This is a genomic window from Rufibacter sp. LB8 (assembly GCF_014876185.1).
In the GTDB taxonomy this organism is placed as follows: domain Bacteria; phylum Bacteroidota; class Bacteroidia; order Cytophagales; family Hymenobacteraceae; genus Nibribacter.
In genome coordinates this window covers 281,521-297,356 of sequence record NZ_JADALJ010000001.1, presented here as the reverse complement: position 1 = coordinate 297,356, position 15,836 = coordinate 281,521, and the positions used below count along the sequence as shown (strand labels likewise).

Annotated in this window: 10 protein-coding genes; 9 read left to right on the top strand and 1 reads right to left on the bottom strand. The window is 51.1% G+C overall.

All coding sequences use genetic code 11. The annotated features are described in order from the left end of the window. Positions 1–4: 4 nt before the first annotated feature. On the bottom strand, positions 5–3,265 hold the full coding sequence (locus IMY23_RS01215) for a TonB-dependent receptor (RefSeq protein ID WP_192820322.1): 3,261 nt from the start codon (positions 3,263–3,265) through the stop codon (positions 5–7). Between the two features lie 306 nt (positions 3,266–3,571). Between IMY23_RS01215 and kduI the strand changes: the two genes are divergently transcribed. The 9 genes from kduI to IMY23_RS01170 all read left to right on the top strand — a co-directional run bounded on the left by kduI (position 3,572) and on the right by IMY23_RS01170 (position 15,681). Continuing rightward, a complete protein-coding gene (gene kduI / locus IMY23_RS01210) occupies positions 3,572–4,411 on the top strand; it encodes a 5-dehydro-4-deoxy-D-glucuronate isomerase (protein WP_192820320.1) in 840 nt (279 codons plus the stop codon). A gap of 6 nt (positions 4,412–4,417) precedes the next feature. Further along, positions 4,418–5,203: a gluconate 5-dehydrogenase gene (locus IMY23_RS01205; protein WP_192820319.1), complete on the top strand. Its 786-nt coding sequence runs from the start codon at positions 4,418–4,420 to the stop codon at positions 5,201–5,203. Positions 5,204–5,242: 39 nt separating this feature from the next. Then, entirely contained in the window at positions 5,243–6,319 is a 1,077-nt protein-coding gene (locus tag IMY23_RS01200) for a LacI family DNA-binding transcriptional regulator (RefSeq protein ID WP_192820317.1), read from the top strand. Positions 6,320–6,408: 89 nt separating this feature from the next. After that, a complete protein-coding gene (locus tag IMY23_RS01195; RefSeq protein ID WP_192820316.1) occupies positions 6,409–7,833 on the top strand; it encodes a tagaturonate reductase in 1,425 nt (474 codons plus the stop codon). Positions 7,834–7,938: 105 nt separating this feature from the next. Continuing rightward, positions 7,939–9,336 (top strand): glucuronate isomerase, encoded by a 1,398-nt coding sequence (uxaC, locus tag IMY23_RS01190; protein ID WP_192820314.1) that lies wholly within the window; start codon positions 7,939–7,941, stop codon positions 9,334–9,336. A 9-nt stretch (positions 9,337–9,345) separates the two neighbouring features. Then, a complete protein-coding gene (locus IMY23_RS01185; RefSeq protein ID WP_192820312.1) occupies positions 9,346–10,365 on the top strand; it encodes a sugar kinase in 1,020 nt (339 codons plus the stop codon). Continuing rightward, positions 10,355–11,014, top strand: a complete 660-nt coding sequence (locus tag IMY23_RS01180; protein WP_192820310.1) for a bifunctional 4-hydroxy-2-oxoglutarate aldolase/2-dehydro-3-deoxy-phosphogluconate aldolase — start codon at positions 10,355–10,357, stop codon at positions 11,012–11,014. The genes IMY23_RS01185 and IMY23_RS01180 overlap by 11 nt, the downstream gene beginning before the upstream one ends. 34 nt (positions 11,015–11,048) lie before the next feature. Then, on the top strand, positions 11,049–12,446 hold the full coding sequence (locus IMY23_RS01175) for an MFS transporter (RefSeq protein ID WP_192820308.1): 1,398 nt from the start codon (positions 11,049–11,051) through the stop codon (positions 12,444–12,446). A 655-nt stretch (positions 12,447–13,101) separates the two neighbouring features. Beyond that, a complete protein-coding gene (locus tag IMY23_RS01170) occupies positions 13,102–15,681 on the top strand; it encodes a phosphoenolpyruvate carboxylase (protein ID WP_192820307.1) in 2,580 nt (859 codons plus the stop codon). Positions 15,682–15,836: the final 155 nt, after the last annotated feature.

The following is a 15,836-nucleotide window of genomic DNA, read 5'->3' as shown; positions in this document are numbered from 1 at the left end:
CAGATTAGAAAGTAACATTTACACCACCCAATACATACCGGCTTCTAGGATAGGCTGCATAATCAACCCCAGGTGTGAGGGCATTGCGTCTGGTGCTTGCCTCTGGGTCATACCCAGTGTAACCAGTAATGGTGGCCAAATTGTTAACAGTAGCATACACTCTAAATTTAGAAATCACGCGGGTCTTCTTCAAGAATGCCTCTGGCAAGGAATAACCAATGGTCAGGTTAGAGATGCGCAGGAAAGAACCATCTTCAATGGCGAAGGAATGCAAGAAAGACTGCCCTCTTGGAGGTGTCCAGTACTTGGTGTTCTGGTTCATGGCCGCCAATTGGGTAGGGTCTGTCACTAACAAACCGTTATCATCATACCATTTCCAGCGGTCATTCATTAAGGTGAGCATGTTGTTGTCTTTTTGCTCATACAGGGTGGTGAACTCAATCTTATTGGCATTGTACACTTTTGCCCCGTAAGAGAAGTTCAGGAACAAGCTCATGTCAAAGCCCTTATAAGTAAACTGCTGGTTGAACCCACCAAAGAATTTAGGTTGATTATTGCCCAGCACTGTCCGGTCTTCTAAGCCAATCACATTTGACCCGTTGTCTGGGGTGAGGTCTTTCAATTTCAAGTCACCTGGTTGCGGCGCTCTGTTACCCAAGGCAATGGCTTGGCTGTTGGCAATTCCTTCTTTCAATACGTAGGTCCAGGCGTTGGTAGTAGCGTTGAAGGTGGCATTGAAATCCTCCAACCTATAATACCCATCAGTGACATAGCCATAATACTGACCTACCGGAGAGCCTACTTCTACCAAGAAATCTTGGTAAGTACCAGTGATCCAACCTGAAGAAACAGTATAAGATTTCAACGGCTGGTTCTGGGTGTCAAAGCCAAGGCTAACAATCTTGTTCTGCTGGGTGGTAATGTTAAAGTTGGCATTCCAAGTGAAGTCGCCTTTGTCCATTATCACTCCATCCAATTGCAATTCAACCCCTCTGTTTCTGGTTTCCCCAATGTTTTGCAACTGGGTAGTATACCCGCTGGTCTGCGGGATTTGGGCATTTAATAGCAAGTCGCTGGTGTTGTTCTCGTAAAAGTCAATGCTACCATTCAAACGGCTGTTCAAAATGGTGAAGTCAAGGGCTAGGTTTTTAGAAATCGTGGTTTCCCATTTTAGTCTTCTGTTAGCCAAGGCAAGCGGATAAAAGCCGGGGGTCACCGCTTCTGTATAAGCATATCCTTCTTCTGATCTTGCTCCAAACACAGATCTCCATTGGTCAGCTTCAATGCGGTTATTCCCTACTGCTCCAAATCCGAAGCGCACCTTCAAGTCATTCAGCCAATCTTTGGTTCCTTCCATGAAAGGCTCATCTGCAATGTGCCACGCCAAGGACATGGTTGGAAAGTAACCTACCCGCTCTTCAGGGGCAAACAACGAAGAAGCATCACGTCTAATGGCAAAATTGGCGCGGTATTTCTCTTTGTAGTTATAGCCAACGGTACCAAACAAGGAAAACAAGGTTTCACCGTATTCACTGGTGGTGGCGGGGCTCTGAATCAAACCTGCTGGCGGGGTGGCCTTTTGAATACCAGCGAACGCTTGATCTGGTGTAATGTCAGCTGGCAACCAACGCACTTGCATTCCTTCGGTTTGGTTATCGCGCATCCAGATTTCCTGACCTATCAAGGCGTTGACGCTGTGATCTTCCCCAAATTTAGTTTTGTAGCTGAGCGTATTTGAATTGGTAATGGTGTATTGCTGACCGCTGTTCAACGTTACCACTGGCTGGGCATTGTTCTGGCGGGCAATACTGGTTACCACCCCTGCAAATTCCTGCCGGTTACGGTCTGTCGCATTGATACCAAAAACTGTTTTAAAGCTAAGGTTCTTGATAGGATCAATGCTTGCATAACCGTTAAAAATGATATCATTCCGTCTGTCAAACCGCACTTCCTGGTTAGCTAGTAAAACGGGACTGGTCAGGTTGGTCAATTCAAAATAAGCAGGGTCAAATTCATCTACTTGGTCTTCAAAACCAGGCGCCACAAAAGGGCGGAACCTAACGGAGTTGCGTAGACGGTTATTCCCGCTGGTACCAGTATTGGAAGTACCAACCCCTTCAATAACCTGGCGGCTGTACCGTGAAGTGAAACCCACTTTTAACACATCATTTACTTTATGGTCAAATTTGAGGGAAGCCAAGGTGCGCACATTCCCTGAATTGATCATAATGCCTTCTTCATCGGCGTGGTTCAAGGTAAAGTTGAAGGAAGTAGCTTTCGTTCCGCCTGTTACCGCCACCACGTGTGTCTGGCTGAACGCTGCCCGCCCAAACACCTCGTCTTGCCAGTTAGTGGTAGGCATGTTCCTATAAATATCAAGGTCTTCATAACGACCGTAACGGTCTCTAAAGCTGTTCCGAACCTCTTCATTCTGGTTGTAGTTATACACTTGGTACTGGTATTGCACAAAGTCATACGGGTTCATCACATCCAGCTTATTTACAATCTGGCGCACACCGGCAAAACCATTGTAGGTTACCTGCGTGGGCATCTCTTTCCCACCTTTGGTAGTAATTACAATCACCCCGTTAGAACCTCTGGCACCATAAATTGCAGTAGAGGCTGCGTCTTTCAACACATCTATGGTTTGTATCTCCTGGGGCGAAAGAAACGACAAGGCATTCTCCACCTGAATTCCGTCTACTATATAAAGCGGCTCGTTGCTTTGGGTAATGGAGTTACCACCCCGTACTCTAATAGTAATCTCCGCACCCGGCTGGCCTTCTGAGGTATTTACCTGCACCCCGGCCAGTCTACCGGCCAGCGCTTCTGCGGCCGTACTCACCGGAATATCCTGCAGTTGCTTGGCGTTCACAGAGGAAACAGAGCTGGTCAATTCTTTTCTGGTCACCGTCTGGTAACCAACCACCACTACTTCATCTATCAGCTTGGCATCACTGGCCAAGGTGACGTTGATGGTGGTTCTACCGTTTACAGGAACATCCTGCGACACAAAGCCAATGTAAGAGAACACCAAAGTACCGGTGCCGTTGGGAAGGGTAAGAGAATAATTGCCATCCACGTCGGTGGCGTTGGCCGTGGTGGTGCCTTTTAACAGGACGGTCACCCCTGGCAATCCTTCTTTTTTCCCGTCGGTCACCTTACCGGTTACCGTCACAGCCTGGGCGTAGGCCCCCAGCACCGAAGCGAAGAAAAAAGCAAGCACCAGCAAACATCGGCTCTTATTAAGTATTACTTGTCGCATAAGTAAAATTTTGTTTTTGATAATTTGGTGAGTCGTAGGGCAAGAACAGCGATTGCGGTATAATCTGCGCAACCGATTGCATATTTACTACTATTTGGTTTCTTTCGCAAAATAAATCGGCAGATTTTTAACGATTTTCTAAATAACGCGCCTCAAATAGGTTTCTATTAACAAATTTTAATTAAGTTAGCAGTATCAAACCAAAGCGCTAAGTGGGGTTAGTCTATTTTTTTATACCTCTTAGTACGCGAATGGATTGATAAATTTGTAATTTGCGCAAACGATTACACCCAAAACATTACCTTTATGCCTGTTCATTCTACCACGCGGCACGCCGTTCACCCCTTAGATTTTAAAGGGTATGACACCGCCAAACTGCGGGAGCATTTTCTGATAGAGAATCTGTTTGTGCCCGGCACGGTACAAGCAACCTATACCTTATATGACCGCCTGATTGTAGGTGGTGTTAACCCGGTAGGTGGCCCGGTTCAACTGGAGACTTTCCCAACCCTGCGGTCTGAGAACTTTTTGGACCGCCGCGAACTGGGCATCATCAACGTAGGGCATGAGGCTAGCGTAACCGTAGAAGGCGAGACATTTACTCTGGCAACCAAAGAAGCTCTTTATGTGGGCAAAGGCGTGAAAGAGGTAATTTTTCACCCGGCCAAAAACGGCGAAGCCAAATTCTATTTCAATTCGGCCCCGGCCCACCACGCCTACCCTACCAAAAAAGTCACACTGGCTGAAGCCGAAACCGTGGAACTGGGCTCCCTGGAAAACTCCAACCACCGCACCATCCGGAAAGTACTCATCAACTCCGTGGTGGAGACGTGCCAGCTGCAGATGGGCGTGACCGAACTGAAAGCCGGCAGCGTCTGGAATACCATGCCCGCCCACGTGCATGACCGCCGCATGGAGGCGTATTTCTACTTTGAATTACCCGAAGACCAGGTAGTGAGCCATTTCTTAGGCGAACCGCAGGAGACACGCCACATCTGGGTGAAGAACAATGAAGCGGTCCTGTCGCCACCCTGGTCAATCCATTCAGGTGCGGGCACGTCTAGCTACACCTTTATCTGGGGCATGGCCGGCGAAAACCTGGACTACAATGACATGGACAAATTCCCCATCACGGACCTTAAGTAAGAACGCATGCTGAACTTATTTGACTTATCAGGGAAAGTAGCCTTAGTCACCGGTGCCACGCACGGTCTGGGCATGGCCATGGCCACGGCGTTGGGCAAAGCAGGCGCCACGGTGGTGGTGAATGGCAATACGCCCGCCAAAATGGAAAAAGCCCTGGCCCAGTATGCGGTTGAAGGCCTGAAGGTGAAGGGCTATCTGTTTGACGTGACCGACGAGGAAGCAGCCATAGAAAACGTGCAGCGCATTGAAAACGAAGTGGGCCCCATTGCCATCTTAATCAACAACGCCGGCATGATACAACGCACGCCCGCGCTGGAAATGGCCGTGGCCGATTTCAGGAAAGTCCTGGACGTGGATTTGACCGGACCTTTCATCATGGCCAAAACCGTGGGCAAATTCATGGTGGCGCGCAAAGCGGGCAAAATCATCAATATCTGCTCCATGATGTCTGAACTGGGCCGCGACACGGTTTCTGCCTACGCCGCCGCCAAAGGAGGTCTCAAAATGCTGACCAAGAACCTGGCCACTGAATGGGCGAAGCACAACGTGCAGGTCAACGGCATTGGCCCTGGCTATTTCGCCACGGACCAGACGGCTCCCATCAGGGTAGACGGTCATCCGTTCAATGAGTTCATCATCAGCCGTACGCCGGCCGGGCGCTGGGGAAACCCCGAAGATCTGGGCGGCACCACGGTATTTTTAGCAAGTAAGGCCAGCGACTTCGTGAATGGCCAGATTATATATGTAGACGGTGGAATTTTGGCTACTATTGGGAAACCTAGTAACGAATAATACTCCCAATTAAAAGAAAAACACCTTGACTCTGCTCCTATGGCAACCAAACCGAAGGTAACTATTCATGATATAGCTGAAAAGCTCAACATTACCGCTTCCACGGTTTCCCGGGCGTTAAATGACAACCCCAGAATCAGTGAAGTAACCAAAAAACTGGTCTTGAAAGCGGCCAAGCAGCTGAACTACCAGCCCAACAACATTGCCGCAGCCCTCCGGAACGGAAAAAGCTATATCATAGGGATCATTGTGCCTACCGCCGACCGGGCGTTTTTCGCGTCGGTGGTGCGGGGTATTGAGGAAATCGCCAACAAACTCAACTATAAAGTGATCATCTGCCAGTCGTATGACAACTATGAAAAAGAGGTGCAGACGGTAGACGCCCTGTTGAGCGCCCGCGTGGACGGCATCATCGCCTCCATTGGCAAGAACACCGAGAACTTTGACCACTTCAAGCGTCCGCAAGAGAAAGGCATTCCGTTGGTGTTGTTTGACAGAACCACTGATGCGTTGGAAGTGAGCCAGGTCATGATTGACGATTATTTGGGTGCTTACAAAGTGGTGGAGCATCTCATTGGGCAAGGTTGCCGCCGCATTGCGCATTTCACCAGCCCCAAAAAAGTAAGCGTTTTCAAGGAACGTCTGCGGGGGTACATGGATGCCCTGCGCGACTATGAAATCCCTTTTGACGAAGCCCTGGTTATCAAAAGTAACCTGCAGCTGGAAGACGGCCGCAGCAGCATGGAACAATTGTTGGAGCTGAAAAATATCCCAGATGCCGTGTTCTCAGCCAGTGATTACGGCGCCATGGGAGCCTTGCAGGTGCTCAAAGAACGCCACATCAAAGTACCGCAGGAGATTGCCCTGGCCGGCTTCGGGAATGAACCGTTCACCTCGTTTTCTGACCCCGCCCTCACCACCGTGGACCAATTCAGTTTGACCATGGGCCGGATTACCGCCGAACTTTTCTTCGAGAATTTCAAAAGCGGGCCCGACAAGAAACTGGTTCCCCAGAAAACGGTCCTCAAACCGGAGCTTATTATCAGAGGCTCCTCGCTCAAAGCAGGTAAAGCCCTTGTCAAAGAACCAGCGCAACATTCACAGATAGATTTCTAATTCCTGTTTTCGGGCTCATTTTCAGAAATGAGCCCGAAAACAGGAATACAGCCCATTAACATCACCTCAGAAAAAACACCCACTCGCATATGCAGCCATTGAATAGAACCACCGCCGGAATCACCACAGAGCGCCCCATCAAAGTACTTCAGTTTGGGGAAGGCAACTTTCTGCGGGGCTTTGTAGACTGGATCATTGACATCCTGAACGAGAAAACCGATTTCAACGGCAACGTGGAGATTGTGCAGCCCCTTGACAAAGGCATTTACCATTTGGTGAACCAGCAAGACGGCCTGTACCATGTGCAACTGGAAGGCATTCAGGGCGGGCAGGCTACTCAGGAAACACGCCTGATCACCTGCGTGGCGCATGCCCATTCGCCTTACGCTGACTATGAATTTTACCTGCGCCAGGGCGAAAACCCAGACCTGGAATTCATCATCTCCAACACCACCGAGGCTGGCATCTGCTTTGAACCCGCTGACGCTAGCTTAGATACCACGCCCGGTAGCTTTCCGGGTAAACTAACCGCCTTGCTGTACCGCCGGTTCCAGACGTTCAACGGCGCCAAAGACAAAGCCCTGACCATTATTCCGTGTGAACTGATTGAGAAAAACGGCGAAAACCTAAGAACCACAGTATTGCAATTCGCAAAACACTGGAACCTGCCGCAGGAATTCACCACCTGGATTGAACAGGACACCATTTTCTGCAACACGCTGGTAGACCGCATTGTGCCGGGCTTCCCCAAAGACACCATCGCTGAGATTCAGGGGAAAATTGGTTTTGAAGATAACCTGGTGGTTAAGGCAGAGCCGTTCCATTTATGGGTGATTGAAGCGCCTGCCTCAGTGGCCGCCGCGTTCCCCACAGACCAGGCAGATCTGCAGGTGAAATTTGTGGATGATTTAACGCCGTACCGCACCCGCAAAGTAAGAATCCTGAACGGCGCGCACACCGCGTTGGTACCGGTGGCCTACTTGCAGGGCCTGCGCACCGTGCGTGACGCCGTGGAAGATGAAATTGCCGGCACGTTCATCAAGGAAGCCATTTTTGAGGAAATCATTCCCACCCTTGATTTATCTGCGGAAGAACTAAACCAGTTCGCGAATGATGTGATAGAGCGTTTCCAGAACCCGTTCATTAAGCATGAATTGATTTCCATTGCCTTGAACTCGGTGTCTAAATACAAAGTGCGCGTGCTGCCGTCTGTGCTGGAATACCAGAAAAGAAAAGACCAGTTGCCGCAGCGCTTGCTTACCTCTCTGGCCGCAATGATTCTGTTCTACAAAGGCGAAACCAACGGCGAGCAGATTGCCCTCAATGACACCCCCGAAGTGTTGGAGTTCTTCAAAAACGCCTGGCAGAAAAACTCAGCCGCCGATACCGTGAAGGCCGTGTTGACCAACCAGGACTTCTGGGACATGGACTTAACCCAGGTGCCCGGCCTGGAACAAACCGTGGCTGCAGAACTGGAGAAATTACAGCAGCAGGAACTAGCCCGCATTGCTTAAGCACGAACTAAAAACCCGTTTTCGGGCTCATTTCCAGAAATGAGCCCGAAAACGGAAAATTGACTGGCAGCCCTTCCAAAGCCGCTTTCTATAAAACACACGCACATGTCCTTTTTAGACGAGAACTTTCTTTTAGAGACCAGAACAGCCAAAACGCTGTACCATGAGCATGCCAAGCACATGCCCATCATAGACTACCATTGCCACCTCAACGCGCAGGACATAGCCAATGACCGCAAGTTTGAGAACCTAACCCAAATCTGGCTGGAGGGTGACCATTATAAGTGGCGGGCCATGCGCACAAACGGCATACCAGAACGCTTCTGCACCGGTGATGCACCAGATTTTGAGAAGTTTGAGAAGTGGGCCCAGACCGTGCCCTACACCATGCGCAACCCGCTTTACCACTGGACGCACATGGAACTCAAACGTCCCTTCGGGATTGAGACCATTTTGAAACCTGAGACCGCGACCGAGATTTATGACACGGCCACGTCCATGCTTCAGACAGATGCCTTCAGTGTGCGCGGTATTCTGAAACAAATGAACGTGGAAGTCATCTGCACCACAGATGATCCCATTGACACGCTGGAACACCACCAGAAAATAGCCGAAGATAACTTTGGACTGAAGGTGTTGCCTACGTTCCGGGCAGACAAAGCCATGGCCATTGAAGATGCCAACTTCCTGACGTATCTGGAGAAATTAGGAGCCACTTCTGGTATCACCATCGCTTCTTTCCAGGATTTGCAGGATGCCCTCAAGCAGCGCCACGACTTCTTCCATGAAAACGGTTGCCGTCTGTCTGACCATGGCCTTGAAACCATTTATGCCGAAGACTTTACCGGGGAGGAGATCAACGGAATCTTCCGGAAAGCGCTGCACGGCCAAGAGTTGACCAAGGCAGATGTGCTGAAATTCAAATCGGCTATGTTGGTGTTTCTAGCCCTGCTGGACCACAGCAAAGACTGGACGCAGCAGTTCCACCTGGGTGCTTTGCGCAACAACAACACCCGCATGATGCGTGAGTTGGGCGCAGATACGGGTTTTGACTCCATCGGTGATTTTGACGTGGCCCGTCCGCTGTCACGGTTCATGGACAAGCTGGACAACTCAGACCAACTGGCCAAGACCATTCTCTACAACCTCAACCCCAGCCAGAACGAACTCTACGCCACCATGATTGGCAACTTCAATGATGGCAGTACTCCGGGCAAGATCCAGTATGGCTCCGCTTGGTGGTTCCTGGACCAGAAGGAAGGCATGGAACGCCAGATGAACGCCTTGTCAAACATGGGCCTGTTGAGCCGTTTTGTGGGCATGCTCACTGACAGCCGCAGCTTCTTGTCCTACCCACGCCATGAGTACTTCAGAAGAATTCTTTGCAACATGCTGGGCAATGACGTGGAAGGCGGCCAGTTACCGGCTTCTGAGATGAAATGGCTGGGCCAAATGGTGGAGAACATCTGCTACCACAACGCAAAATCCTTCTTCAACTTCTAAGCAGGCACTATGGGCAAAGTTTTGTCTTTTGGCGAGTTGTTGCTTCGCATCAGTCCAGATGGGCAGGGCCAGTGGCTGCAGGAAAACAAGCTGGCCTTCTATGTGGGGGGCGCGGAATTGAACGTGGCGACCGCCTTGGCTTTGTGGGGCGTCCCATCGGCGTATTTGACTGCCTTGCCAGAGAATTTTTTATCAGAGGAACTCCTCTCCTATCTGAATGCCAAAGGCATTGATACCAAACCGGTGGTCATGCAAGGCGACCGCGTGGGCATTTACTACCTGCCCAAAGGCAAAGACGTGAAGAACGCCGGCGTGATTTATGACCGGGCTGGTTCTGCCTTCGCTGATTTAAAAGTGGGCAATATTGACTGGGAGGCCGTTTTTGCAGGTGTGAGCTGGTTTCATTTCAGTGCCATTTGCCCGGCCATTAACCAAAACGTAGCCGATGTCTGCGCCGAAGCCCTAGCAATGGCTAAAGCCAAAGGCATACAAATATCATTGGATTTGAACTACCGCGCCAAACTCTGGAAATACGGAAAAGAACCGGTAGATATCATGCCTGCCCTGGCCGCTTCCTGTGACCTGATCATGGGCAACGTGTGGGCCGCCAACAAAATGCTGGGCATGCCGCTGCAAGAAGAATTGGTGCAAGACATTGCCAAAGACAAACTGGTGCAGCACGCACAGTTGACCTCAAAAGCCATTATAAACCAATTCCCGAAGTGCCACACGGTCGCCAACACCTTCCGGTTTGACCATGGCCAGGGAATCAGGTATTTCACCACGCTGTACACCCGGAATCAGCTGCATATCTCCCAAGAGTATGTGTCTGAGCAGATTCTGGACAAAGTGGGCAGCGGCGACTGCTTCATGGCGGGCCTTATTTATGGGTTCCAGCACCAGCATTCGCCGGAGAAAACCCTGGAATTTGCCACTGCTGCCGCCTTCAATAAATTGTTCAGCCTCAGTGACGCCACCACCAGCACCGTGGCTGACATTGAAGAAACCATGAAAACGTATGCAAACTAAAGAGAAAGCCTTGCAAGGCATTCTGGACCAAGGGCTGTTGCCGCTGTTCTTTTATGAAGACCCGCAGGTGAGCCTGGAGATAGTAAAAACGCTCTACAAAGCGGGCATCAGAACCCTGGAATACACCAACCGCGGCCCGGCAGCGCTAGAGAACTTCCGGTTTCTGAAGCAGGAACTGAAAGAGCACCAGGACCTGCATTTGGGTATTGGCACCATCAAAACGGTAGCGGAGGCCGAGGCTTTTTTAGAGGCAGGCGCTGATTACATCGTGGCGCCCATTGTGTCTCCGGAAGTTGGCCAACGGGTGAAAGAAGCGGGCATGCTCTGGATTCCGGGTTGCTTTACCCCTACTGAGATTCACACTGCGCAGCAGAACGGGGCAGCTTTGATCAAGGTATTTCCGGCCAATATTGTAGGCCCGGCGTTTATTTCATCCATCAAAGAGTTGTTCCCAGGCCAGTTGTTCATGCCCACCGGCGGCGTGGAAATGGAGGAAAGTAATTTGAAAGGCTGGTTTAAGGCCGGCGTCTGTGCCGTGGGCATGGGCAGCAAGCTCATCAGCAAAGATGTGCTGGCTAACCGCCAGTATGACCACCTCCTGCAACAGACCCAGCAAGCCATACAACTGGTGCAAGCCGCCAGAACCTAACCCGAAACCTACCACCAAACCAACAAACAAACGCATGTCAACACTTAGACAACCGGCTTCCACGGTTACCCTAAAGGAGAAAATAGGCGGCTACAGATGGACCATCTGCGGGCTCCTGTTCTTCGCCACCACCATCAATTACCTGGACCGCCAGGTGCTCAGCCTCCTGCAGCCTTTGCTAGCCGATGAATTTGGTTGGTCTAACACAGACTACGCCAACATTGCGGCGGTGTTCCAGTTCACCTATGCCATTTCCATGCTGTTTGCCGGCCGTATCATTGACCGGTTGGGCACTAAATGGGGCTTTGCCTGGGCATTGATCATCTGGTCTTTGGCCGCCATTTTGCACGCGTTTGCTGAACCGATGGGCCGGGCCGTGAGTCCGATGCTCACCGCCATGGGATTTGCGGCGGTGCCGGTGTCTGTGTTCGGGTTTATGATTGCCCGCGCGGCGCTGGGTTTTGGCGAGTCTGGTAACTTCCCGGCGGCCATCAAGGCCACTGCGGAGTATTTCCCTAAGAAAGAGCGGTCGTTGGCCACGGGTATTTTCAATTCGGGCTCTAACGTGGGTGCCATTCTGGCGCCGCTCACCGTTCCCTGGATTGCCTCGCACCTGGGCTGGGAATACACCTTCTTCATCATTGGTGCCATTGGGTTTATCTGGCTGATTTTCTGGTTCTACTACTATGAAATCCCGAGCAAGCAAACCAAACTGACAGCCCCAGAGCTTGCCTATATCAGCAGTGATTCTGAGCCGGTGCTGGAAAATGACTCTACGGCCGCGGCCGAAAAAATTTCATGGGTGCAGTTGCTGGGCTTTAAGCAAACCTGGGCTTTCGCGTTTGGCAAGTTCATGACCGACGGCGTGTGGTGGTTCTTCTTGTTCTGGCTACCAGCGTATTTGAAAGCGCAATACGGTCTGACCGGAACCCAGGTGATGCTACCATTGAGCGTGCTCTACAGCATGACCATGTTTGGTAGTATTGGCGGCGGCGCGTTCCCTATGTATTTCATCAACAGAGGCTACAACCCCTATGAAGGCCGCATGCGCGCCATGCTGGTGATTGCCTTGTTCCCGCTGGTAGTGTTGGCGGCGCAACCGTTGGGCGATATCTCTTTCTGGTTCCCGGTAATCTTAATCGGTATTGGCGCTTCGGCGCACCAGGCCTGGTCAGCGAACATTTTCACCACCGTGTCTGACATGTTCCCGAAAAACTCCGTGGCTTCGGTGACCGGTATTGGCGGCATGGCGGGCGGTATTGGCGGTGTGGTGGTGACAAAAGTAGGCGGTTACTTATTTGACTACTATGACAAACTCGGCCACATTGAAACCGGCTACACCATCATGTTCACCTTCTGCGCCGTGGCGTATTTAATTGCGTGGTCAGTGATGAAAACCTTGGTACCGAAGATGAAACCGGTGGCCTTGTAAGCCCTTGAAAATTTAAGACAACAGCAAAGGCAGAAGTTCACGCTTCTGCCTTTGCTGTTTTTATAGAACTCAGGATTTTCCGTTTTTGGCTCCGTTTCCAGAATTGAGCCCCAAAACGGAAATCTGTCTTATGCTCCAGCTTTGGCCTGCGCTGGCGCGAGTCTCCAGACTTGTGACAAGAGATGAAGCGAATCTCCAATCTCGCCGGTAATCACATATAGAACTGCAAGGAATCCGTTTCCTGTTTCCTCGGTCTGTCCCCTTACAGACCGAGGAGGGAGAAAAATCCGAGGAAACTGGAAGCAACCAAGAAGGAGGAAACAACCAAGGAGCAGATGCGTTAGGAGACTCGGCCTAGCAAGACAAATAGTTGAGGAGGTAGTGCGTTTTCGGGCTCGTTTTCAGAAATGAGGGCAAAAACAGGAATTCGCCTGAAAAATTGGAATTCATTCAGTCAGCTTTTGAATGATTTTGGCAAACCAACTTAAATTTCTATATCGATTTTAAAACCATGTACACATTTAGTTACAAAACTCCTTCCTAATACATAGAAATTACAATATATTTAGCAATTACCCAACACATCGGCGCGAAATCGCTCGGCTTCGTAAGAAGAGGAGATTCCGCGAACACTATAAACAGCTTCTTTTGCCCCATGGACGGTTCTTCCAACAGCAGTGCCTTGCAGATTTTCAACAAACACGTAGGCCTTAAATTCCAACTATACAACAGCCTGTTCACCTCGCTCCCGTTTCATAGGGTGGAGAAAACGGGCGTGCTGCTGTCCATTTTCCTGATTCACTGCGAGGAAGGCTTCCAGAAAAACCAGAGCCCCAGCCAGATCATCTCTTCTTTTCTGGAGCAGTACACCACCTACCGCACTGAGCAGGAACAGACCGACCTTTTGTTCCGGTTTATCCAGTACGCAGAGCGGCAGGTGGTTTTATTTGACGCCCTGGAAGACGCGGCGTTCAAGGAAATCCATGACATGAGCGGCACCGGCACGCTGCGCCACCTGCAGGCCGAAGTGGTGCAAACCCAGACCCAACCCCAGTTAAAGGAAAAGCTGAAGGATTTTGCCGTGCGCCTGGTGCTCACCGCCCACCCCACGCAGTTTTACCCCAGCGAGGTCTTGGGCATCATCAATGATTTGTCGCAGGCGCTGCTGCAGGACAATACCAGCCAGGTGAACAGCTATTTGCAGCAACTGGGCAAGACGCCTTTTTTCAAAAACGAGAAACCCAGTCCGTTTGATGAGGCCGTGAGTTTGGTTTGGTACCTGGAAAATGTGTTTTACCAGGCGGCGGGGCAGATTCTGAGTTATCTGAAAAACCAGTTCCCTGAGGCGGTTTCTGAGGAGCAGCCCTTGATCAGGCTTGGCTTCTGGCCCGGAGGCGACCGCGACGGCAATCCGTTTGTCACGGCAGCCATTACGCTGCAGGTGGCCGAGGCGCTCCGCACCAGCATCATCAAATCATATTACCGTGACGTGCGCGAGCTCAAGCGCCGACTCACCTTTAAAGGCGTGCTCAATGAACTGGTGGCGCTGGAGGAAAAACTCTACAACAACCTGTTCCTGCCCGGTCACCAAGCCGATATCACCAAAGACGAAATTTTACAGACGCTGCAGCGTGTGAAGCAGACCCTGGTGCAGGAACACAACGGCCTTTTCCTGGACCTGGCGGAGAATCTGTTGCGCAAAGTGGAGTTGTTCGGGCTGTTTTTTACTTCCCTGGACATCAGGCAAGACAGTTCGGCGCATACGGAACTGCTTGAATTTCTGGCCGAAAACACGGAGGCGCTGCCCCAAAATTACACGCAATTACCAGACCAGGAGAAAATCTCGGTGCTATTGAACATCACAAAATCCATTGACGCTAATGTAGTTACAGATGACCTGCTCCGCGACACGCTGGAATCCATGGCGGCCATCAAAACCATTCAGCAGATCAACGGCCCCGAAGGCTGCCACCGCTACATCATCAGCCACAGCACCAGCGCCCTGGACATTATGCAAGTCTATGGTTTGTTTCTGCTTTCCGGCTGGCGCCCCGAAGAATTGACCGTTGACATTGTGCCCTTGTTTGAGACCATTGATGACCTGAACAACGCGGGCCAGGTGATGGAACAACTGTACCAGACGGCAACGTACCGCCAGCATTTGCAGCGCCGAGGCAACATACAGACCATTATGCTGGGCTTCTCAGACGGCACCAAAGACGGCGGTTATCTAATGGCCAACTGGAGCATTTACAAAGCCAAGGAAACCCTGAGCCAACTGGCCCAACAGTATGACGTACAGGTGGTCTTCTTTGACGGCCGAGGCGGTCCACCGGCGCGCGGCGGCGGAAGAACGCACCAATTCTACGCGGCGCACGGCAGCAATATATCGCGCAAGGAAATCCAGCTTACCATTCAGGGCCAGACCATCAGTTCCAACTTCGGGACTATCAATTCAGCGCGCTATAACATGGAGCAGTTGCTGCACGCGGGCATCCGGAACGGCTTGTTCGGGACCAATGCGCCTACGTTGCTCCCGCAGGAAGAAGTAGTGCTGCAACGCCTGGCCCAGGAAAGTTACACCGCCTACAACGCGCTCAAAACCCACCCAGATTTTCTGGAATACCTGAATTATGCCAGCCCCTTACGCTATTATGCTGAAGCCAACATCGGCAGCCGCCCATCTAAACGCAAACCCGGCAAACTGAACCTGAATGATTTGCGCGCCGTGCCGTACGTGGGGTCCTGGAGCCAACTCAAGCAGAACCTGCCCGGCTATTACGGCGTGGGCACGGCCCTAGCCAAACTGGAAGCCGACGGTGCCTGGCCCGCCATTCAGGAATTATACAAACGCTCGCTGTTTTTCAAGACGCTCCTGGGGAACTGTGAGATGGCCATGACCAAGTGCTTTTTCCCGCTCACGGCGTTTCTGGCCCAGCACCCCAAATACGGCCCGGTCTGGCGCCTAATCCATGACGAATTCAAACTCACCCGAGATTTTGTGCTCCGGCTCACCGGTGCCGAGCATTTGATGGAGGCCAATCCGCAGAACCTGGTGTCTATTCAGATGCGCCAGCGCATTGAGTTGCCGCTGCTCACCATTCAGCAGTTCGCGCTCACGCACATCAGGGAAATGGAGGAACAGCAGACTGAGACGGCCATGAAGAAAACCTACGAGAAACTGGTCATGCGCTGCTCCTTCGGTATTATCAACGCCGAACGGAATTCAGCCTAAGGCTTTTCCGTTTTTGGCTCCGTTTCTGGAAATGAGCCCGAAAACGGCAACTGACATAAACTTAGGCATTATAAGAATTCTCAAATCCACAGAGTAGAGCCTTTACACTTACAGATTCTCCCCTTGAGGGGAGCGCAGAGGGGTGTTTACACAAG

Coding starts and splice junctions, on each gene's coding strand:
- IMY23_RS01215 (WP_192820322.1), bottom strand. CDS start 3,265: ATGCGACAAGTAATACTTAATAAGAGCCGATGTTTGCTGGTGCTTGCT.
- IMY23_RS01170 (WP_192820307.1), top strand. CDS start 13,102: ATGGACGGTTCTTCCAACAGCAGTGCCTTGCAGATTTTCAACAAACAC.
- IMY23_RS01175 (WP_192820308.1), top strand. CDS start 11,049: ATGTCAACACTTAGACAACCGGCTTCCACGGTTACCCTAAAGGAGAAA.
- IMY23_RS01185 (WP_192820312.1), top strand. CDS start 9,346: ATGGGCAAAGTTTTGTCTTTTGGCGAGTTGTTGCTTCGCATCAGTCCA.
- kduI (WP_192820320.1), top strand. CDS start 3,572: ATGCCTGTTCATTCTACCACGCGGCACGCCGTTCACCCCTTAGATTTT.
- uxaC (WP_192820314.1), top strand. CDS start 7,939: ATGTCCTTTTTAGACGAGAACTTTCTTTTAGAGACCAGAACAGCCAAA.
- IMY23_RS01180 (WP_192820310.1), top strand. CDS start 10,355: ATGCAAACTAAAGAGAAAGCCTTGCAAGGCATTCTGGACCAAGGGCTG.
- IMY23_RS01200 (WP_192820317.1), top strand. CDS start 5,243: ATGGCAACCAAACCGAAGGTAACTATTCATGATATAGCTGAAAAGCTC.
- IMY23_RS01205 (WP_192820319.1), top strand. CDS start 4,418: ATGCTGAACTTATTTGACTTATCAGGGAAAGTAGCCTTAGTCACCGGT.
- IMY23_RS01195 (WP_192820316.1), top strand. CDS start 6,409: ATGCAGCCATTGAATAGAACCACCGCCGGAATCACCACAGAGCGCCCC.